This window comes from Oceanobacillus polygoni (assembly GCF_008304605.1).
Lineage (GTDB): Bacteria > Bacillota > Bacilli > Bacillales > Amphibacillaceae > Oceanobacillus > Oceanobacillus polygoni.
In genome coordinates, this window is the sequence record NZ_PIJY01000003.1 from 29129 (window position 1) to 50829 (window position 21701).

The following is a 21701-nucleotide window of genomic DNA, read 5'->3' on the forward strand; positions in this document are numbered from 1 at the left end:
GAATGAAAATCATGATTGTGGAAGATGATTTGACCATTCGTGATATGGTAGGGGAAGCATTAGAAAAGTGGGGTTTTGAAACCGTTAAGATCGAAGACTTTGACCAAATCATGCAGGTATTTCTTAATCATGATCCTCACCTAGTCATCATGGATATCAATTTGCCATCGTTTGACGGATTTTACTGGTGTAATAAAATCAGAGAAATTTCAAAGGTCCCTATGATCTTTCTCTCTTCCCGTGATACACCAATGGATATAGTGATGTCGATGAACATGGGAGGAGATGATTATATTCAAAAACCTTTCCATATGGATGTATTGATTGCAAAAATAAATGCACTCCTTCGCAGAACGTATTCCTATATGAAAACACAGTCTCAGACAATGGAACATGATGGAATTATATTAAATCTTGAAAACGGAGAGGTCTTACATGGAGATCGAAAATCGGAACTCACGAAAACAGAATTTCTTATTTTAAAAATTCTTATGAAAAATAAAGGAATCATCGTCAGTCGTACGAAAATGATGCGTAGCCTTTGGAAGAATGAAAATTTCGTGGACGAAAATACATTGACGGTTAATATTGCTCGCCTGCGTAAAAAACTTGTTGAACTTGGAAAAGAACACTTTATTACAACTAAGAAAGGACAAGGTTATATAATTCAATGAATTTCTTTCATTACTTAAAAGATAAACGGAATTTCTTTATATTAAACATGATTATTATGTTCTTTGTTTCTTTGATGATGATTGTGAGCACAGATTCCAGAAACGCTGTAAGTAATATCGTATATACCAATATGGTTATCTTTTTTATTGTAGCTATATACGTAATCATCGAATACTATTACAATAGAGAATTTTATCGGGAATTAAATGATGTGGTTGAAAGTAATCATGAAGAATTTCTCGCAACTCTGCCTAAACCGCGAAACGATGAACAACTGTTATATCTTGAGTTATTAAAAAAAGTAAATAGTGTGCATGGCGATCAATTACAAAAGTTGTATAACGAAAAAATGGATCATCAAGACTTTATTACATCTTGGATTCATGAAGTCAAGGTTCCGATTGCGGCAGGTCGCTTGCTTATGGAAAACAGTAATGGAAGAACTGTTGAAAACCTTGTGGACAAGTTTGAAGATGAGTTGGATAGAATCGAAAATTACGTGGAGCAGGCTCTTTATTATTCTCGCATTGATTCTTTTTCCAAAGATTATTTTATTTCCGAGGTAGTGTTGGATCAAGTCGCTAAAAATAGTGTAAAGAAATTTGCCAAATCTTTTATTAACAAGCAAATTCGTTTTCATATGGACAATATTGAACAGGTTGTCCATACCGACAGTAAATGGCTTGGTTTTATTATGGATCAAGTTTTTTCAAATTCTTTAAAATATACAGGTGAAGGCGGGGAAATCTCCGTACAATTTGAGGAAGATCGAAAAGAAAAGCGGCTACAGATTCAAGATACAGGCATTGGAATTAAGCCAGAGGATATCAGCCGCGTATTTGAAAAAGGATTTACAGGATCTATTGGGAGAAGTCATGCCAAATCTACCGGTTTAGGTCTCTACCTTGCAAAAGAAATGGCTCTTAAATTAGGACATGACCTTTCCATTCATTCAGAAGATGGGAAATATACGAAGGTCATCATCCACTTTCCAAAAATCAGAAATTATTATCATCTATAAGTATAATGGTGGGGTTAAAGAAATTGATTAATCGGAAAATAAGTATCAAATTAAAGGTGTTCGAGTAGAATAATGTTTATCGTAAGGCTTAATAAATATTAAATAATATAGTCAATAGTAAGTGCATTAATTGATAAAAAATGAGTAATTGAAAATAGCTATAACCAGGTTTTTATTATATTTTGATCGAATTTTTCAAAAATTGTTCTATTAATACCACGATAAATCAAAGTTATATGTCCTCTTTTTATCTCCAGTTCCAAGTATGGGAAATATTATCCATGGTTTCACCATGCATACACTTTATTTAAGATTTTTATTTGGTTATATTTTTATGTTCTTACTATTTTATTTGCTGGACCTTTCAAGTTTCATTACGGTTAACAGATATGCAATGACTTTTGAAATCAACTGAGGCTCAAAATGATTTTAAAAAACTTTATTTTTGTATTATTCATTATTATGTTCGATCAGTTTTTATGTGAATTGTAATAAAATAGAGTTTGACATTTAAAGTATTTCTTGTTTTGGTCCTTAATATTAAATATTAAAAATGATTCTACCTAACTGTTAATATTCAGTTGGGTTATTGTTTTTTAAAAACTTTTTCTCTGATTTTTGGCATTTTACAAAAAAACTTGTTGAAGGTAATGAAAGGGGAAATCATCAAGACGTTTTTTGGAGGAGCATGCAGATGAATGGGATGATTAATACTAATACGGAAAGCAATGAGCGTGGCTTTTTGCCGTATCCAATCATTTTAGCTGCAAATAAGGGTGAGCTAGAAGCAATGAAAGTAGTTGTTCTACATTATAGAAGCTATATGACAAGTTTATCCATGCGTAAGCTCCGTGATGAACAAGGAAACACTTATTGGGGCATCGATGAAGATACACGCGAACGCTTACGAGCGAAGCTTATGCAATCTGTTTTAGCTTTCAAAATTTGAATACAGAATGGTTAGGTTTTCCCTTTCATTCATCATATATTTGTTCTTTGACAAAGAAAGCACGGAAGATTACGCCGTGCAGTATAAGCAAAAAATCAGATACGTTCTACTGATGATGAGCCAATTGATTCATACGCCATGACTTTCGTTAGAAACGAGCGATAATCTATGAATCTAATGTAATCGTGGTGGATTGCTGGCGATAACCCATCAGTTAGGATAATGATACTCCCCTATCGTCATGGTTCGAGCGTTTGAACCGTCGCAAGCTATGAGTAGGGCTGGAAGAAATACTTGCAGGGGTGAAATTCCCGTGGAGCTGCACCAGCAGCCGTCTGATTTTTGATATTCAATTTAGCAAAATAGGTTAAAGTAACTATCAAGTTATGACATTAAATCCTTTTTATTTTAGTGCAAGAGCCAAATTCACGCAACGTATTAGAATTAGTTTTATAGAAGCGATATAATAATAGACAGATATCAAATAGCATATCCTAGTCTATGGAAAGGAGTTCATATGGTCACAGTCACTAAAAAAGACTTGATAGCACTAGGTTATGGTCCCTCTTTTTCAGCTGATATCATTAGAGAATGTAAAAAACTAATGATTTCAAAAGGACATGCGTATTATCAATCTAAAAAGTTAGATCGTGTTCCTAAAGAAGCTGTTGAGGAAGTATTAGGGATAACTTTAGATGTGTGATTTGTACTTCTTGCACTAATTGCGTAAGGAGTGAAATCATGACTAAAGATATCGTCAAAAAGGCAAAGAACGGAACATATTATTTTCGTGCTAATTTAGGGTATCACCCGATCACTGGCAAGCAAATTCAGAAATACCGTAGTGGTTTTAAAACTAAAAAAGAAGCAAGGGAAGAATATTCGAGGTTACTGCTTACAAAATCAGATGAATTAGAAGAAAAGCAAGATGACATTCTGTTCCAACAGTTTATTGAAGATATTTTTTTACCTTGGTATAAAACACAAGTAAAAGAAAGAACGTACGAAAATCGATTACCGACCGTAAGAAAACATTTCACTTTTTTTAATAGTTTAATCACTACCGAAATTACCCCGATTCATGTGCAAAAATGGCAATTAGCATTATCTAAAAAGAAGTATCGTTCTTCTTATATTAGAAATGTTCAAGGGTTATTTTCCATGGCGATGGATCGAGCGGTTGTTTTAGGTTTAGCTGAAAGTAATCCATCTAAAATTGTTGGAAATGTAAAAAAGACAAAGACAAAAATAGATTTTTGGACCAAAGAAGAATTTGAAAAAGTCATCTCTCTTTTTTATAAGGAAGACTACTATCAACACTTTTTATTTATCTCATTGTGGTTTTTATTTATGACTGGGATGCGGATTGGAGAAGCCACTGCAATTCAATGGGAAGATATTGACTTTGATTCTGGCGTGTTATCTATTGATAAAACACTTTACTATAAGAATTTAGATAATTACTCTTTTGTAGAACCAAAAACAAAGGCTAGTGTGCGCCAAATTGCATTAGACGAGGATACTTTAACTTTACTCCGTGAATGGCAGAACGTGCAGCAAGCTGTCATTCAAACCAATTATGTGATGAGCTATAATGGTGTTCCTACACAAAAACATACGTTGGCGAATGCCATTACACGTTTTTCAAAAAAAGCTGGGGTTCATCGAATTAGATTACATGCTTTAAGACACTCTCATGCTTCATTGCTTATTAGCATGGGTGAAAACCCATTAATCATTAAAGACCGTCTAGGGCATGAAGATATTGAAACGACACTCGGCACTTACGGACATTTGTATCCTAACAGTAACTTTGAGGTAGCCCATAAATTAGAAGGTATTATGTCTTACCAAACAGCAACACAAAATGAAGATACTTCACCTAAAAATCAGTTCACTGCTCGTTACCTACGTAAAGGATTAGAAACAAATAATGCAATAACAATGCAATGAAAATAGAGTAAAGAGCCGAAACCCTTATAAACAAAGGGGTTTCAGCTCTCCTTCTACTACTCCCACTCGATTGTAGATGGGCTACCTTGAACCCTTGCTATCACTGCTTTCAGATTATTTATTCTCCCCTATGGTAGGGTTTTGGTAGGGAACCAATTCCATCTTAATATTTTGATTCCCATTGAAATCCATATAAGTTTCCTTAGAAAAATTAAACTTAATATTCCCTGCCATTTTTTCAGCAAGAGGTTCATCATTCCTACTCCACAAATGTGCATAATGTTTTAAAGTTATTTCTGGCGAACTATGTCCTAACCTTTGTGCTACAACTAAAACATCAGCATTAAATTCATTAATTAAATAACTAACATGAGAATGCCTTAATCCTTTAGCTTGTATATCTTTAACCTTTGCTATTTTTGCATACCTAGTAACTATTCTAGGAATCGTTGACCGATGAACAGGTAATCCCGTATAACTTAATATGAAATCTTCTATTCCATGCTCTGATTGTCTTTGTTTCCAGATTTTTAAGATTTCCAATGTATCATCATCTAAAGATATTGTTCGTATACCATCTACAGTTTTAGTATATGGCTTTCTTACAAATTCTTTTGATGACTTAGATTGCAAAGTATGATGAATCCTTAACTTCTTCTTCTCGAAATCAACATCATTCCAGTAAAGAGCCAAACCCTCACTTACCCTTACTCCTGTCATAAAATACAACCAAATTGCAACAAAGCACATATGCTCATAAAAGTTTTGAATATAAATCACTGAAATAACCTTTTCAAATTCCTCTTTTACCCAATAACCAACAACACTTTTCACTTTTGCTATTGCTTTAGTTTTCTTTGAAATATTTTTCTCTAAAAATTCCAAAGTAACAGCATACTCCATTACTTGTCTAAATGCTCCATAAATCATTCCAGCATAATTTTGTGAATAATCCGGTTCGTTCAAGAGCCATGTTCTAAAAGCTTCACAATCTCTTATATCAATCTCTCTTAGCACTTTATCAGAGAATCTTTCAGTAATTATTTCAAAAACATGTTTTCTTGCTATCCAGGTACTCTCTTCAACGTTTGACTCATAATGTGGTAAAAAAAACAAATCCATAAACTCACCAAATTTAAGCCTGTAATTAGCATAACCATTTTGGCTAAGATATTCATTTCTTATTCTAGTTGCTTCCTTATTAGCTTCTCTTGCAGATTTGAACTTTTCACCGTTGCTATTTTTTCTAGCTTTCTTTTGAATTCTTTCACCTGTTACCTTATCTACTCCTAATTCAATATGATAGAAGAAACCTCCGTTATTGTCTGTATAGACTCCTTTATATTTAGTTTTAGCCATTTGTATCCCCTTCCTCAAGGGATACACCGATTATATACTCAACTGCATGACAAGGAACTCTACCAAGTCGCTTATTATTATAGTAAGGATAACCCTGCTGAACCATATAATACTTTGCTTGTCTAATAATTTCAACTGCTTGATTTTGCAAAAAACCCATATTTTTTAATTCATCTTTTGAAATAGTTTTATTCATTTTTTCTCCTCCTTTTTTTTAATAAAGAGCATAAAAAAAAGAGCAGACATTTTTATCTGCTCTTTCAAATAATTAATTTTTAAATTAAACAGGCTTCCTTTTCAACGATCTAATAGAAATTTCATGTTCCCCGATTATTTCATGAATAGATTTTTCATCTTCTACTAAACGTCTCACATTCACTTCTGTTTCTCTTACAGCCTGCTGTACCATTTCATTACCTTGTTTTAATTCTTTTATATCTGTTTCAAGATTATCGAAACGTTTATTCACATCATCATGAAAAGTTTTCTGGCGATTATTCATTTCACCTAATAACTTCAATACTTTATCTTCAAACTCTGACATTTTATCATCCCTTTCCCTTAATCACATTGTGTAGTTTTTGTAACATCTAATACACTATCATTTTCTTCCATATAATCTGGTTCCATTGATAATATTTTAACAGAAACATCATCTGATTTTTCTTCTGTCGGGTTGTCAGTTTCTTCCAATTCTCCATCTACTAATTCATAAAGTTCAGTATAATTTTTACTACCATCAAAAACATCACCATTATTTACTTCTGTATCAACTGAAATTTCTATATAACGACCTTCACGTTCCCAAATTTTTATATCAGTTGCTTCCCGAACATCCTCAACAGTTGCATTTTCAAGACAAAAACTAAAAAGGTCACTATGACTATATTCTTTAAATTCCTGTATAGCTAAATTAATTAATTCTTCATTACTCAATTCATTTCCAGTATCATTTGATGCTTTTATTTTATTATCATTTTCTTTGCTACCCACTATCCCACAAGCAACCAGTACCATTAATAAAAGGATTAATCCCATTATTTTTATACTGTTCCTAAAAATAAAAATCACCCCTAAACCTTTTTTTATTTACTTATAGGATAACACAGATTTAATATTGGAAGAAACGGAAATCAACAATTAACCAACTATCATCCACCTTTTCTAAATCTAATTCCACAAAAGAATCCACCTCATTAATTTCATCTCCAATCCCAATTTCATTGGAGAAAACACCTAAAACTTTTTGTTTTCCATCCGTTGCTTTCCCTAAATAAATATCTAAATTTTTTACAGATGAATTAATTTCACTTAAATTTTCATCATACTCATTACTTGTATCAAAATTTAGTGTTTTTATTATTTCATCTGATAGATATATTTCTACATCTTCCTTTGCTGGCTTTCCTCGATAATTAAAATAACTCGTAATAAATTTTTCTCCTATTTCTCCAGCTTCTAAATTAATCATTTCATCTGAATTATCCAACTCACTAATTTGATTCTTTGCATGCTTTAATTCATTTCTATAATTTTCATTCTTTATAAATAAAAAAACAATGAGTAATACACCAATAGCAAATAATGGTATATACTTCTTCATCTTATCACCTCTTTAAAATCCGAACATTTTAAGATCTTTTATCAGTTGAAAATAAACCAAAAACCGAACGTTACAATCCTAACGTTTTTCTGGGGTCTATCTTATCTGGATGTGCTTGCCCCAACTCTGTCATGTGTTCTAAGTGCAAATGATTACCTGTACTACTTCCTGTCGTACCACATTTACCGACTGAATCCCCTTGCGAAACATTATCGCCAACGGAAACATTCAATGATGTCATATGACCATAACGACTATATTCATTTTCTGAATGCTGAACAGTAACATAATTACCATAACCAACATTACTATGAATAGCTTCCACAACTTCACCATCTTTGACAGCCATAATATCGTCTGCCGGCGTACAAGCAAAATCTAACCCTCCATGAAATGTTTCTGGTTCTCCCGTCACTGGATGTGTTCTCATTCCAAATTCAGAGGTAATTCTAATTTCTTTCAAAGGTAAAGACCATCCACTATTCCCATCCTTATTAACTGGCACAGAATCGTCTTGCTCTAAATACCGCATAACATTATCAACATAATTCACGTCACCATATCTTGACCACCCCATCCTACTAGCCATCATGTTACTAAATTCAATAGCCATATCTTTGCTATATTCACCATTATTGTGTTCATCAACATAATTGATAAAACCACTACCCATGTTGTAAGCCTGTAACGCTAATTCCACATCACCGCCTGCTTGTTCTAAAGTTTGAGAAAAGTATTTAACACCTTGTTCAATTGACTTTTCGGGGTCAGTCAATGTATTTACTGGCAAACCTAAAGACTCTGAACTTTGCATTACATCTAAATACCGTCCTCCCGATTCCTGCATTGCCATTGCCATCAAAACCTCTGTATGTTCCTCTATGCCATACTCTTCTGCATATTTACGAAAGTGATTTTCATAACGTGTAACCTCCGTAGCAATTCCAGACACGACATAAGCGCCAGACACAGGTTGCTGTTCCTCTTCTTGAACTTCTTCTTGCGTTAAATGAGATTCCATACTTTCGTTACTTGCAATAACAAGAATAAAAAGAAGAACTATTCCAATCACAAAGGCAAAAAGAAACAAAAATATTGCTATATAAATTTTTATTTTCAATTTAGCCAATTTTACCGCTGGAATTTTATTTATACTCAAACTAAAATCCACCTCCATACACATGAAAAAAAGGACTGCTGAATTAGCAATCCTTATGTTTCATCACGTTCTTTTTTCCGTTCCTCTACAGAAGATACATTTCTATTTCTTTCTTCATTTTGCACCCTTTCTAAATGAATTTTATTTTCTTGATTAATTTGATTAACATTTCTATCATCCATAAAATCTGTATTTCTATTACGTTGTACTTCCTGTTCTGTATCATAACCAGTTCTTGAGTAATTACGATTTTCTTTCTTTACATCTTCTACTTGTCTATCGTCTTTAATATTTTCTTGCTTTTCACGTGTTACCTCATAATCTGTTCCATGATTAACTTCCCGATCGTTCCTATTTTCTTTTGAAACATTTTCTACCTCTCTATCCTCAGAAGAATTTTCTTGTTTGTTACGTTCTATTTCATTATCTGTTCTAGGATTAGCTTCCCAATCGCTCCTATTTTCTTTTGAAACATTCTCCACCTCCCTATCCTCAAAAGAATCTTCCTGTTTGTTACGTTCTATTTCATTATCTGTTCCACGATTAACTTCCCAATTCCCCCTATTTTCCTTTGAAACATTCTCTATCTCTCTATCCTCAAAAGAATCTTCCTGTTTATTACGCTCTATTTCATTATCTGTTCCACGACCAGTTTCTTTACCTTTCATACTTTCCTTTGAGCTTTCATCCTCTTTTCCTTCCTTTCTTTGATTTCTACGTTTACGTGTTGGATTTTCTGTTTTTAATGGAGTTGGATTATTCACGCTTTCCTTATCATTTTCATTCCGTTTTTGCGATGTTCTACTACGATTTTTTTCATTACCAACAACAACATTACTTTGCCTATCTTCCTTTTTATTGGTAGGATTTTGACTTTTTCGTTCCTGTTTATTATTTGAATTTTCTTTTGCCATTGGAGAAAAACGTTTTAAAACTCTATTTCTTTGCATTCTCCCCTTAGCCTTATCAAATTGTTTACTATAATATTGATTCATATTACCCATTATATTTCCGTCTACAGATTGCACACGACCTGCTGTAACAAAACTAATAATAGAATTTCTTTTCCAGATAATCCAAAAGAACAATATAATTAAAAGGAACGCATGTAGTAAATACATACCTTCTTCATCTGGATTAACAAAAACATACATAGTATAAGTTAATAGGTAAATAATAAATAAGAATATACCTATCAACGCTTTTAATAAGAAAGTAGTAAATAATTTTCCTAAAGCCTTTAGACCACTCATAACAAATTGTGGTAAGAAACTGATAATAAAAGCAAAAGGCAAAACTAAAGCAATTACTATAGCCATTATTTGTAATCCAAAATTTAATACACTTATTAATACCATTGGAATAGATAACCCAACTACTATAATAAACATTAAGAATACTAACCCCGATTGAGCAAAACTTGACCCAGAAGCCATATTTTCGTTACCATATGCTACTTCTGTATTTGCATGGGATATACGATATGCTGAACCATCTGCACTTAATTTAAAAGCTAGCATTCTATCTGTTCTTGAAAATTCTTGAAATCCAAAACCTATTTCTTTTATATCATCCTTATCATTAATTAAATTTTCATCCGTCTGACCATAATTAATTAAAAGATAGGGTCTTTTCATTGCTAAATCAAAATACACATTACGAATAACTGAGATAGTACCTTCCAGTTTTTCATCTTCTTCTATATCGTCAATCCCAGAATAAACACCACTTCTCTTATCTTCCAGAATATCAATAATACTATTTCCAGCTTCAACTAAATGTCCTTGCATTTCACCAGATAAAGCATTCATACTTTTCATAAGAAAACTGGCATTTGATAACCAATAACCAGCAATAGCCAACACAATTACAAACAAACCAAATTTCCTAAATGATTCTCTAGCATTCCCTTTCGCTAAAAATAAAAAAATTAGATATACACATAAGAAAGAAAAAAGCAATTCTGCAAAATAATCTTTCAGTGTATCAAAAATATCATCCGTAATTCGTTCTATATCATCTGCAAAATCATCAACAAAGTTCATAAGAAATAGATTCCCCATTGCTGAATCTGTAGCTGTAACAATTTTTTGGTTAATTCCCATCAGAAAATTATTAATCCCATGTAAACTAACACCAAAAGTACCGTTAACATCCTGATTGTTCACCATATACCGTTCAACAGGATATCTTTCTATTTCTAAAGTTACCCCACCAACTTTTTCATCTGCTGGTTCAGTCATATGTGGATATGGTTTATACTCTTTATCACCAAACGCTTCCAATAAAAAGTCCAGCACCAATGCACTTGTAGTATCTTCAACATTATATAAATCAGACCATCTTCCGCTTTCATCTACTTCTTCCTCCTCTGCATAAACAGTAGAGGATAACCCCATACATAACAGAATAATAGTAAGAAATATCACCAACCTTTTATTATTTTTCATTAGCATTCATATCCTCTATAAATTTTAGGATTCTCTCACATGTTTCAACTCCACCCTTACAGTAGCCAAAATGTTCACTATCTCTTTCAGTTTCATTTTTCAATTCCTCTAAATTTTTTAACATAATAAGATTAAATCTTATTCCTTTTACAAATGTTTCAATAAAAAAATTATCATCTATTTTTCTAACATCCTGTATATTTCCAGTTACAGAATCTAAACACATTTTTACCACCAACCTTTCAGACAAAATAAAAAGGTGACTGCATTTTTTCAGCAGACACCTAATTTTTTTAAGAATAATGATTTGTATTAGTATAAGATAAATCTATTAACACTTGATTTTCTTCATCCTCATTTCCTTCCAATTCTATGATATGAAAAATACATACAATAGAATCTTTTTCATAATCCTTTCGTACATTAATCAATCCAGATTCCAAATTTTCTGGAATACGTGCCAGTTCAACAGCTTCATCTTCTACAGCCGAATAATCATTACCTTTTCCTAAAGCATTCAAATCATCTTCTAACTTTGCTAAATTACGAATATTTGCTAATTCAATATGTTTCAACTCTCCCACTCCTTTTATAAATAAATTTAATCTACTGTATATCCAGTGTATTTCAATGTTAAATCTTCTGGATCATCATCAAAATAATGAAAAGAAAAATAAAAATGACATACTTTTTCTGTTTCATTAAGATAAGAAGTAATATAAAAATCAGCCTTTTCATACCTTGAAATTTCATTTGCTTTATCAACAGCTTCTGTATAAATTGGGTCATATTGATTCGACATTTTCAATTCAACTAATTCTTCATCTAACTTATACGAATTTACAATATCTACAATTTCGCTCATTTATTAATTTCCTTTCTTTATAAAAAAAGTGACTATCTTTTGACAGTAGCCATCTTCTTTTCATTTATTCATCTGTTACATAATAGTTAATATAATGGAGCGTTCTTTCTCCATCATCTTCTGATACTAAAAGACGAAAATGAAACCAATACTTATCTTCCTTTCTTTCATCAAATGCTGTAACACTAAAATCTTCATTTCCCCCTGCATTTGCTTTTTCTATTGCTTCCATTCTCACCTTCTCATTTAAATGAAAGACATCCAGTTCTACCAAATTTTCTTCAAATTCTACCCAGTTATACACGTCTATTATTGTTTCCATTCTCTACACTCTCCTTTTTTATATAAAAAATGACTACCCGTTATGGATAGTCATTCTTTTTCTTTATATATTTTTGAATTATCTACTAATCTAACAGTGACGTAATACTGGAAGAAAAGTAATAGAAACCAAACTATCATTACATAAATACCTGTTAGTAACCCATCTTCTAATAAATCTAAATAATCACCACCAAAATATACAAAAGCAAACAATAACATAACGGAACTCATTAAATTCATGAATAAGATAATTGAAGCTAATATAAATTTATCTACACCACTCATTCAACCTCTCCTTTCTTTTACAGATATTTTTCTTCTGCATAAGCAACAGCCGATTTATCAATTGTCTCCAATGCACCTTCCCATTCTTCAAAAAGGCATTCGACCGTAATTTTAGATGTTCTACCGAACACATCTTTCATCAAACATTGTCCTTGCAACATATTGTCCAACATTTCTATATTTTCATCTGTCGATTCCATATTCATCCATTTCAGTATATCTTCTCTCTCGTTTTCTTCATCAAATGCAAAAGCTACTCCAAAGTTCCCTGTTTCATCATCCTTTTCTCTCAATCCGTCTTTTGTACTTTGAGAAATAAAATATAAAGCATTATCATAACTACGACCAACACGCTTCATTTGTTTTTCGACTTTTTTACCTTGTTGTGACGAAATGATAACCCATGCTTCATCTATAAATTCTATGGTTTTTTCATCTTTATTCCGACCAAATAATTCACAGTATTTCCCCAAAGCTAACATAATAGCATTTGATTTCCGCTGACTATTTGTATAAGTTTCAACGCTTGCAGTAGCTTCGGGCAAATCAATATTTTCAATTTCAATAATGCTAATTCTATCTGTTAATGATAATGCTGAATTAGAACCATCATGCACGCATAGCTTTAATATAGAATCAGAAACAACCTCATGCAAAAAATCACCTGCTTCAGAAACAGATGTATCTTCGTTTTCTCTCATAATATCTATAATGTGCATAGAGCCAACCTGTTCACCTTTTTGTTTTCTTTCTAATACTTTTGTTATGGCTTGTAAAAATACAGTATGAATTTTATCTTTACCTTTAAAATTATAAACCTCTGAAAATATATCTTGAATTAATTCTTTCGCTTGACCAGAAGGAAGGAAAGCAACAGGGTCTAATGCACCCCAATTATTTTTATCTTCAAAATCCAATGTTACAAAATTAAATTTCTCTAAATGCTCCACAAATAACGGATAATCACGCCTAATGACACCATCATTAATTACTTTATTTATCCATTTTCTTATCTCTTTTTTAGGGTCAATATAAAGTGTTTTAATGTGTAGAAGTGTTACATAAATAAATAATAATTTTGCAAGATAAGATTTTCCACTTCCTGTATCACCAGTTATCAAAACATGCGGGCTACGATATTTACTTCCTCTTATATTTTGATTAGCCAGCATTGGATGAAAAAATATCGGGTCACGACTTGATAATTTTGCTGTTTCCAAATCTTTATGCTTATGAAACCTGTCTACCCAGCCAATAAAGAAACCAATTTTATTTCCAATTTCAGCATTTACACCAATTAAACTTTCAGCAACTCCATTTTGTGTAGTAGACTGTAACCAATTTCTATTCGTTAATTCTAATTTTTCACCTAAAAGAGTTCGATAAAATAAACTTAATTGGTCAGCAGTTGGAATACGACAAACAATATTTAACTGCTTAAAATAACGTACAACCTGTTTCGCTCTTGCTAAACATTCTTTTCTGTTCCTTCCAGTAACAGCAATTGTCGCAAGCCAATTCATTACAGATACATCATGACTTTTGATTTCCTGCTGTAAATTTTTCATCAAATAATGACTATCCACTACTGAATCATCTACAGTATCACCTGTTTTCGCCTGTTCTTTCGCTGATTCGCTTAAATCTTTACCCTTTAAATTTACTTTGACTTTTGATTTCCCTTTTCCTTCTGTTTGAATTTTTATATCTACTCCAACTTCAAACGGTAAAGACTGAACTTCATAAAAAACATCACTTTCCGCCATATTATCTGGGTATTCATCAATAACGACAAAACTTAAATAACCTTCATCCTGTTCACTACTTAATTTCAAAGTAGAGGATTCTACTGGATTAATAATTGTATTCGTTACTGCCTTTATATTGCTTTCTTCTTCCTTCACATTATGTTTCAAACCACGTATAAAGTCGTAACGAGCAACATAAATTAATTCATTTTCTTGTAATCTTGAACCATTTACACTAAGCACCGAATTATAAACATTATCTTCAACTTCTGTAAATTGATCAAAAAAAGAAGTAGGAACATTTTGTTCCCACCCCAAAAAATTAACAAACATATCAGTTACATTTGAGAAAACTGAATAAGCATTCTCCTTAATACCTTCATCCACATTGACAAAAGCATTTTTCAGCTTGACACCGACTATAAAATCATTCTTTGTCATATTACCTAATCGAGAGGTTAATATATTTGCTGTTTCATCTAAATAATATAGACCAACGCTCTCACTATCTTTTGATACATCTAAACTCAAATCATTAAAACGCTCTTTCAGCCTAAATTCTTGCGGATACATTTTTAAATGAAAATCCTCAAATCCTGTTACTTCCTCAAAAAAACCTTTCCAACTTCTTTTATAATTTGCTACTACTTTTTTATTCTGAATCGGAATTGATTCGCTCTTTATCCGATAATACGCGAACACGTCTCCCGTTCTCGTTAATAGCAAATTGTCCTTTATTGTCTTTATCGCTGGTTTTAATTTCACCATCTTTTTTACTCACCACCCATACACAATCTTTAAATACTACTTTATTATGATTCGCCCATTTGACCTCTTCACCATCACAATATTGCTTTTTAGGAATCTTTATAGTAAACAGATATTTTACATAATCATAAATAAAGATATAAATATTTTTACCTTCTGGCTTAATTTTTGTAACTAGCCATGTTAATACTAATGGAATACCAACAGAAAAAATAAACCATGAATTTGAAAAAGCATAAGGATAAAATTGTTTTATCAACCACCCCAGAAATAAAGTTATTATCAAAAAGATAATAAAATTCAAAGCCGGAATTAATTCAATTGTGAAAGGCAGATAATAGTTATCTGTTATCTGCCTAATTTTTTTTGGTTCTCTCAACGCTCTCCTATAATTAAAAACTACTCTACTTTCTTTTTTATTTTCTGACATATTATCCCTCTTTAAAACGTATTGATGAAGGCTTCAATCATGCGACTAACATAATCCCAATTTCCAACTACAAAAGTAACCACTCCACCTAGTACACAGCAAATAATAATTTGCCCGAATCTAAGTTTTGCAAAATACTTCGCCACAAGGAAAACAACAATAATTACAACTGCTTGTTTGGCAACTTCTATTCCCCAATTTTCCACACCATCAAGTGTCGGTAAATCAGCACTTGCTATTAATAGTTTGTTTAAAAAGTTCATTCTTTATTTCCTCCTAATTGTAAGTAAATTTTTCAACATAAAAATTGTTTCCGTTTTTTGAAACAGTCATTTCCACAGGATTAAACTGCTGTATATTTGTCAATTCGTCTCTAAACATCACCCCCATTAAGACTTTGTAATTCTCTCCATCTACATAAATCTCTAAATTTCTTATATCTTCAAATAAAAAAGAACCGTTCATTGTTTGCGGTTCTTCCATCAAATAAGCCATTTCATCTACTGATTCCGTAGTAAATTTTTCAAAAAAGTTATTTAGAAATTGCTCGATATTCTCTTTTTCGCTTCCATTGTATTCTTCTAATTGAACTGTCTCTGGTTCATATTCAATCGTACCAGCTAGTGACGGTACTTCTGTAAAGTAAGGTACTGCTGAAACACTAAATAAACCATTTTCATGAATAATAGATAAATTTAAGAGTAGTGTTTTTGTTTCTTCTTCTTTTTCAATTTCTGTCACAGTCTCTTTTTTCTTTCCTTTTCCCACCTCTTTTTCAACTTCTGTTTCAAGTGTATTTTTAAATGTAACCTTATATTGATAAAGGCTTGTATTTCCTTCATCTTCTACATTAAAAAGACTAAAGGATTCCAACGATCGTGTGCCATTCACCCCCTCTAAGTTATACAAGGCATTATCATCATTGTTAAAACTTTCATTAAAAGCCATATATTCTTTTAATTTGTTGGCTCTTTCTTGTAATGCTTCACTATCATTAGAGACATTAATATACTCTCTAATAAAATTTGATAAAAATTCATTGGCTGATTCATGAGAAAATTCTTCTTCTCCTTTTTCATTTTCATTCGCCTGTACTAATCTATTTGTTTCATTTAAAGTTGAACGAGTATTTACAGATAACAAAATAGACAAGAAAGCAATAAACAACATTCCTAATATTAAAGACCAAACTAAAAAGGCAGTACGCTTTGATGTATCTTTGCGGACTCCCTTTGATTTTTCCGGCTTTTTTATTTGTTTTAGCTTCCCAACAGCTTTATTTTGTTTCAATTTTTCCTTAATGCTCATTTTGAACTCCTTTCCAAATAGTTTATAAAAGATGTTACCTTATTCAAAACTTGTATTGGTGACGCATTTTCCAAATAAACTTTTTCATTTATCTTTTTCCCATTTTCAATATACGTGGACTTATAAAAACTAAAGCGATACGTTGAATATCCTTTTTTTCTATAGCCTTCCACAACAAGCGAAGTATTTACAGATAAATCCTTCACAAATGCAAGATAAAAATAATGTTTCTCCCCTTCTCTGTTTCTAGGAATATCAGCCGAAAAACCTAAATCCTTAAAACGATTAGTCAGTGATTCCATTTGTTGCACAACAGCCACAACCTCCCCTTTCAAAATTAGCTTACAATACGGCTACCAAGAATCGAAATTCCAAACCTAAAATAGCATTTTTAGGATTACCAGTTACTTTATTTTGTTTCTCTGGAATTACAGCAAAATAAAAATGATATGATTTATAATCGCCATCTTCATTTACAGCATGATGATAGAAACTTAATTCTTGATATATAGAATTATCAACACCATATATTTCCTCCTGTAACTTTTCCAAAATTGTATATTTTTCATTTACTAACTGTTTTTCTTCCAATGCTTCCATAAATTCACCATGATTCATGACAAGTGGAACCATTTCATCCCCCTCCCTTCAAAGAAGATTAATAGAACAATTATTGTTCTCTCCATTCCTTCCATTTTTTACATAGGCGTATTAAATCTTTCATAATATCAATGCTGTATTTTATAACAATGGCTGGCAAAGAAATAAACAAATAGAACATTGAAATTAAGCCAAAAACATTCGCTACTTTTGGCAAACCTGCAAAAAGAAAAATAACACCAATTAACACCAACCCTCCACAAAAGAACATTAATGTTCCAATAGACAAAAAATGTTTTAATATTTTTTTGAACATTATTCCACCCCATAAAAAAAGAGTAGTTTCATCTACTCAAAAATTTATCCATAGTATCCTTATAATTTTTAATAAAACTCATAGGCTAACTCCTTTCCTAAGCACTAATCTACAAGCAAGGTACAGGTAGTATTTTTTGAGAAAACCACTCAAAAAATCTCCACCCTTTCCCCCTTGCTTTCCGATTTTTTGGCGGTCTTTTATAGTTGCCAAGTCAACTATACCCAAAAGAATCATTTTTTTACTTGACTTGACACTAGCTATTTTACCGCCAAAAACGTTAAGTGCTATCGTACAAAAATATAATAATCTAATTTAATATAGTGACGTTAAGATCGTGGGGTTTAGCCCCCACACGACTAGCGCAATATCACTGCCCCAAAAGTGTGGAAAGTCAAATAACCTTACACAAAAGAAGCCTATCTACTCCAATTACTAGGATGTAATTCAATTGGTCTTTCGCTAGCCCTCTTTGCCCTCCTTTCCATATTTTGAATAATTTCCTTATCATCTTCATTTCCTAACAAATTACTATAAAAAGAAGCCATTTCCTCTTTGGAAAAGGCTTTGCATTGGTTCTCAAAGTTTTCAATCATAAACAAATGCTTTTTATCCAATTTAGCTTCATCTATCAGTTGATTTAAGTTATCAGTCCCCATACGTTCATCCACTTCTTTTAATACTTTTAGTGTAGGAGACAGATAAACTTTTACCCAAATTAATAAATCGTCATATGTTTTAGCTTTTGGAGCAACATATAACCTTATCGCTTTTACCCCTTCTACAAATTCAGCCCAAGGCTTCCAAGTTTCCCAATAAGACTTTGATTTATTCGTTTCACTCTTATTAGCAAATCGTAAGTAGTTACTTATTGCACCTAAAGCTACATCACTAACACTATTACTGTTAACAAGTCTTTTCATTACCTCTACAGCATGTTCCTGCCTAAAACGGATTTCATAACGGTTCCATTGCTTTTCCATTTCTTCATCTGTCAAGCCAAGCTTTTCAGCACGTTCATAGTTCTTTTCATAGAAACACATCCAGGTGTTACTCTCCCTTGAACCAAAAGTAATTGTTTGACCTCTTGTTGTGCCATCACCTAAGCTAAACCCTCCATGTTCCTTTCCTAGACGTAATCTACTTACACATTCACCATTTCTTGCTTTCGTAAGAAGTTCATCAATAGAAAAATAGACCTTACGGTCATCAATTGCAAGGTCTATTCTGGGAACATTATCTACATAATCCAAACAAAGTTTAAAAAAGTCATGCCATGTTCTATTATTTGCATCTAAAAACATTTCAAATTGCCGACAAGCCTTACCAGCTAAAAGTATTTGATAATCTTTTTCACCATCTTTATTTTCCCTGTAAAGAATACGAATATCATCAAAACGTAGTAATGCACTATATCCTCTTATACCTGTTCCGAAGTCCTCTCTCATAAGTTCCATTGGAATACCTAACAAATCTTCACAGATACTTTCTATCGTTCTGTATTTGATTGTAAGTTGCACCCAATCAATACAGACAGCGAGTTCATCTTCATTTACTACATCCAATATATCGGCTCTTTCAGTTACTACCCCCCTATTAGTGTCGGGGGTAGTAACAAATTCCTTTGTCGTCATCCGCTACGCTCCTTCCTCCACGCCTATCATTACGGGTGCTTTGCGCTGTCGCTAGCGACTGTCGTCGCTGGCGCACCCTCCATTATCGGCGTTGTTAAACAGCTTTCTTTATTTCTTCTAAAAAGTCATAACCTTTTGGTACTAAAGGTGTATAAAATTCTGTAATGACAGAAGCACCATAATCCGCATAACCACGACCTTTTATACGCTTATTGATAAATGTATTATCCACATCACCAAACATCATTCCATACCCTGTTTCGCTATTACGCCCTAAAGCAACCCTAAAATTAAATTGATCTCTAATACCATCTGCCAAATATTTTGCGTCTGGGCGTTGGTTTGCCAAAATAAGGAATACACCAGCTTGCCTTCCTAACATAGTTAGTTGTTTCATATCCTCCAAGACTTCCTGTTTTTCTCTATGGTCTAACATTTCCATGAAAGCCACGTATTCATCAAAAATGACAAACAAAGGCTTCATTCCTACGCTGGCATAATTCCCACCTGTTTTATAATTAGGCATTTCCTTCATTTTTTCAGAGCGTTCGTGCATTTCTTCTCTAGCTTTTTTCAAAGTCATTTTAATACCATTTTTCATACTAAAAACCGTTTTTTCTGGCATTACTGTTTCCAAATCAGCTAAATCAGCATTTTTCGGGTCTAATATTTTTAAATCTGCACCCGACTTTAACAATGCTTGAATCATTGTTAAAATAAAATACGTTTTACCTCCACCAGTACCGCCAGCTATCAACATATGAGGAAGTTCATCAAATTTCCAATTAATATGTTTCATTAGCTTCATAGCACCATTTTGAACAATTACATCACTAATAGGAATACGATTTTTTTGTACATCATACATCAACTTATAACAAACAAAATTTTCTTCTAATTCTTTATCTACTAATGTACAATATAAGCCATTTTCTAATTGGTCACCCAACTGTAAAAATCTATCTTGAAATCGGCTCATATCCATAGCAATACGCAATTCAATATAGCCTTTTTTAATTTTATAATATGCTTTCGGGAAATAAGTTACTCTACTTTTTGTAACCTTTTTATCAGACAATCCCCAAGTCGATTCCGTTGAATAGCTTTCTTTTTCTATAAATCGGTTACTTATAAACATTCTGGCTATTTTCTGCCTATGCCATATCCTTTTATAAGTTTCAAAGAAACAGAAATATACTAATCCAACTGTTACAGCACCAATAACAAAAGATATTAATATCCCTTTACCTATATATAGCCAATTCCAATTCGCTAAATCTTTCAAGTAATCCCAATTAGCCCATCCAGAGTAATTATTAATACCATTTTTATAACAAAAATAAAGAGAAATAAGAAAAACTGGTAGAAAAACTGTTAATCCTGCCTTTAATACTCCATGTTGCATACCAGCAGTTATTCTTATTCCTCTATATTTCCACAATCTTTTCTTTAAAAATTCAATCACTATCACACCCTTATTTACATGTTAAGGCATAAAAAATAGTGTGCCAATTAATCAATAACCAGCACACTATTACTATATCGATTCTGATTTAACCAGAGTTTCTAATTATTTTAGAAATCTCATTCATAATCACTTTTTGTTCAACTTCCAGCATATCAATTATTTTTATTAATCGTGGAATAGCTTGCTCAATTGTATAATCATAAGTTTTTAAACAATACGTAACTTCAACTAATGCCTGCTCCATCTCAACAAAATATAACTTTTGATTTAATTTTTGTTCTAACAAAAGTTCATTTTCTTCATCAATTGCCATCCTCCCCTTTATACATTAGTGAAAAATTTTGCTAGGAACAGGTTTAGCCGCATTATTATTTTTTACTACCACCTGCACCTACTGGTTCTTTATTAGGTTCATTTTTCTTTTGATCAATTGCTTCACCATTTTCATCTGCGATTTTTTGTGAATCATCCAACGGTAAAACATCATCAGCATTAAAATTTTCTGCAATTCTAGTCCATGTTTGACCGTTTGGCAATGTACCACCTTCTGCTCTAGGGGCATACGTAGGGTTAACTAATTTAACTAATCCAAACGGCTTTATATTACAAGGTTTATTTCCTTCAAGTCTAACAGCAAATGTACCACCCTCTAAATTCGGCGAACCAATATTATAAACCGTTTGCAACAATTCTCCCGTATCTCTATCAATTCTTTCTTTCGTATTCACTAATCTGATTTCACCTAAAATTTCTTTTGCTTGTTGTTCTGATAATTTAATTTCCATT

28 protein-coding genes are annotated in these 21701 nt (G+C 32.2%); 5 read left to right on the top strand and 23 right to left on the bottom strand.

The annotated features are described in order from the left end of the window. Nucleotides 1–2: 2 nt before the first annotated feature. From F1560_RS01255 to F1560_RS01275, 5 genes are all read left to right on the top strand, one after another. The gene (locus F1560_RS01255; RefSeq protein WP_149472857.1) at nt 3–674 is read left to right on the top strand and encodes a response regulator transcription factor; all 672 of its coding nucleotides are present in this window, start codon (nt 3–5) and stop codon (nt 672–674) included. Next, nucleotides 671–1696, top strand: coding sequence for a sensor histidine kinase (locus F1560_RS01260; protein ID WP_017795844.1), 1026 nt, complete (start codon nt 671–673; stop codon nt 1694–1696). Before F1560_RS01255 ends, F1560_RS01260 begins: the two co-directional genes overlap by 4 nt. 694 nt (nt 1697–2390) lie before the next feature. Then, nucleotides 2391–2645, top strand: a complete 255-nt coding sequence (locus F1560_RS01265) for a helix-turn-helix domain-containing protein (RefSeq protein ID WP_017795843.1) — start codon at nt 2391–2393, stop codon at nt 2643–2645. Nucleotides 2646–3162: 517 nt separating this feature from the next. Further along, nucleotides 3163–3348 carry a DUF3173 domain-containing protein gene (locus F1560_RS01270; RefSeq protein WP_017795842.1) on the top strand — a complete coding sequence of 62 codons (186 nt, stop codon included), beginning with the start codon at nt 3163–3165 and terminating at the stop codon, nt 3346–3348. A gap of 38 nt (nt 3349–3386) precedes the next feature. Continuing rightward, nucleotides 3387–4598, top strand: coding sequence for a site-specific integrase (locus F1560_RS01275; RefSeq protein ID WP_149472858.1), 1212 nt, complete (start codon nt 3387–3389; stop codon nt 4596–4598). A gap of 114 nt (nt 4599–4712) precedes the next feature. Here F1560_RS01275 and F1560_RS01280 read toward each other — a convergent pair whose 3' ends face one another. The 23 genes from F1560_RS01280 to F1560_RS01390 form a co-directional block, all read right to left on the bottom strand. Further along, nucleotides 4713–5957, bottom strand: a complete 1245-nt coding sequence (locus F1560_RS01280) for a tyrosine-type recombinase/integrase (RefSeq protein WP_149472859.1) — start codon at nt 5955–5957, stop codon at nt 4713–4715. Next, entirely contained in the window at nt 5950–6153 is a 204-nt protein-coding gene (locus tag F1560_RS01285; protein WP_149472860.1) for a DUF3173 domain-containing protein, read from the bottom strand. The genes F1560_RS01280 and F1560_RS01285 overlap by 8 nt, the downstream gene beginning before the upstream one ends. Nucleotides 6154–6237: 84 nt before the next feature. Then, complete coding sequence (locus F1560_RS01290) at nt 6238–6501, bottom strand: hypothetical protein (RefSeq protein ID WP_149472861.1); 264 nt, start codon at nt 6499–6501, stop codon at nt 6238–6240. A 17-nt stretch (nt 6502–6518) separates the two neighbouring features. After that, a complete protein-coding gene (locus F1560_RS01295; protein ID WP_187773596.1) occupies nt 6519–7028 on the bottom strand; it encodes a hypothetical protein in 510 nt (169 codons plus the stop codon). A 40-nt stretch (nt 7029–7068) separates the two neighbouring features. Then, nucleotides 7069–7560, bottom strand: a complete 492-nt coding sequence (locus F1560_RS01300; RefSeq protein WP_149472863.1) for a hypothetical protein — start codon at nt 7558–7560, stop codon at nt 7069–7071. 70 nt (nt 7561–7630) lie between these two features. Beyond that, a complete protein-coding gene (locus F1560_RS01305; protein WP_187773597.1) occupies nt 7631–8719 on the bottom strand; it encodes a lysozyme family protein in 1089 nt (362 codons plus the stop codon). Nucleotides 8720–8772: 53 nt separating this feature from the next. Continuing rightward, entirely contained in the window at nt 8773–11169 is a 2397-nt protein-coding gene (locus tag F1560_RS01310) for a CD3337/EF1877 family mobilome membrane protein (protein ID WP_149472865.1), read from the bottom strand. Next, entirely contained in the window at nt 11159–11395 is a 237-nt protein-coding gene (locus tag F1560_RS01315) for a hypothetical protein (RefSeq protein WP_149472866.1), read from the bottom strand. Before F1560_RS01315 ends, F1560_RS01310 begins: the two co-directional genes overlap by 11 nt. 67 nt (nt 11396–11462) lie before the next feature. Then, nucleotides 11463–11744, bottom strand: coding sequence for a hypothetical protein (locus F1560_RS01320; protein ID WP_149472867.1), 282 nt, complete (start codon nt 11742–11744; stop codon nt 11463–11465). Nucleotides 11745–11770: 26 nt separating this feature from the next. Then, nucleotides 11771–12034, bottom strand: coding sequence for a hypothetical protein (locus F1560_RS01325; RefSeq protein WP_149472868.1), 264 nt, complete (start codon nt 12032–12034; stop codon nt 11771–11773). A 64-nt stretch (nt 12035–12098) separates the two neighbouring features. Beyond that, entirely contained in the window at nt 12099–12356 is a 258-nt protein-coding gene (locus tag F1560_RS01330) for a hypothetical protein (protein WP_149472869.1), read from the bottom strand. A 50-nt stretch (nt 12357–12406) separates the two neighbouring features. Next, nucleotides 12407–12643, bottom strand: a complete 237-nt coding sequence (locus F1560_RS01335; protein ID WP_149472870.1) for a hypothetical protein — start codon at nt 12641–12643, stop codon at nt 12407–12409. A 17-nt stretch (nt 12644–12660) separates the two neighbouring features. Further along, on the bottom strand, nt 12661–15093 hold the full coding sequence (locus tag F1560_RS01340) for an ATP-binding protein (protein ID WP_281292617.1): 2433 nt from the start codon (nt 15091–15093) through the stop codon (nt 12661–12663). Further along, the gene (locus F1560_RS01345; protein WP_149472871.1) at nt 15044–15589 is read right to left on the bottom strand and encodes a conjugal transfer protein; all 546 of its coding nucleotides are present in this window, start codon (nt 15587–15589) and stop codon (nt 15044–15046) included. Before F1560_RS01345 ends, F1560_RS01340 begins: the two co-directional genes overlap by 50 nt. 11 nt (nt 15590–15600) lie before the next feature. Beyond that, nucleotides 15601–15852: a hypothetical protein gene (locus tag F1560_RS01350; protein ID WP_149472872.1), complete on the bottom strand. Its 252-nt coding sequence runs from the start codon at nt 15850–15852 to the stop codon at nt 15601–15603. 13 nt (nt 15853–15865) lie between these two features. After that, nucleotides 15866–16897 (bottom strand): conjugal transfer protein, encoded by a 1032-nt coding sequence (locus tag F1560_RS01355; RefSeq protein ID WP_149472873.1) that lies wholly within the window; start codon nt 16895–16897, stop codon nt 15866–15868. Beyond that, a complete protein-coding gene (locus tag F1560_RS01360) occupies nt 16894–17208 on the bottom strand; it encodes a hypothetical protein (RefSeq protein WP_149472874.1) in 315 nt (104 codons plus the stop codon). The genes F1560_RS01355 and F1560_RS01360 overlap by 4 nt, the downstream gene beginning before the upstream one ends. A 31-nt stretch (nt 17209–17239) precedes the next feature. Next, a complete protein-coding gene (locus F1560_RS01365) occupies nt 17240–17530 on the bottom strand; it encodes a hypothetical protein (protein WP_149472875.1) in 291 nt (96 codons plus the stop codon). 37 nt (nt 17531–17567) lie between these two features. Next, on the bottom strand, nt 17568–17813 hold the full coding sequence (locus F1560_RS01370) for a hypothetical protein (protein WP_149472876.1): 246 nt from the start codon (nt 17811–17813) through the stop codon (nt 17568–17570). A gap of 419 nt (nt 17814–18232) precedes the next feature. Next, nucleotides 18233–19447, bottom strand: coding sequence for a replication initiation factor domain-containing protein (locus tag F1560_RS01375; protein ID WP_149472877.1), 1215 nt, complete (start codon nt 19445–19447; stop codon nt 18233–18235). 94 nt (nt 19448–19541) lie between these two features. After that, entirely contained in the window at nt 19542–20912 is a 1371-nt protein-coding gene (locus F1560_RS01380) for an FtsK/SpoIIIE domain-containing protein (protein WP_246811894.1), read from the bottom strand. 88 nt (nt 20913–21000) lie between these two features. Beyond that, nucleotides 21001–21228: a hypothetical protein gene (locus F1560_RS01385; RefSeq protein WP_149472878.1), complete on the bottom strand. Its 228-nt coding sequence runs from the start codon at nt 21226–21228 to the stop codon at nt 21001–21003. Nucleotides 21229–21283: 55 nt separating this feature from the next. Next, the gene (locus F1560_RS01390; protein WP_149472879.1) at nt 21284–21700 is read right to left on the bottom strand and encodes a hypothetical protein; all 417 of its coding nucleotides are present in this window, start codon (nt 21698–21700) and stop codon (nt 21284–21286) included. Nucleotide 21701: the final 1 nt, after the last annotated feature.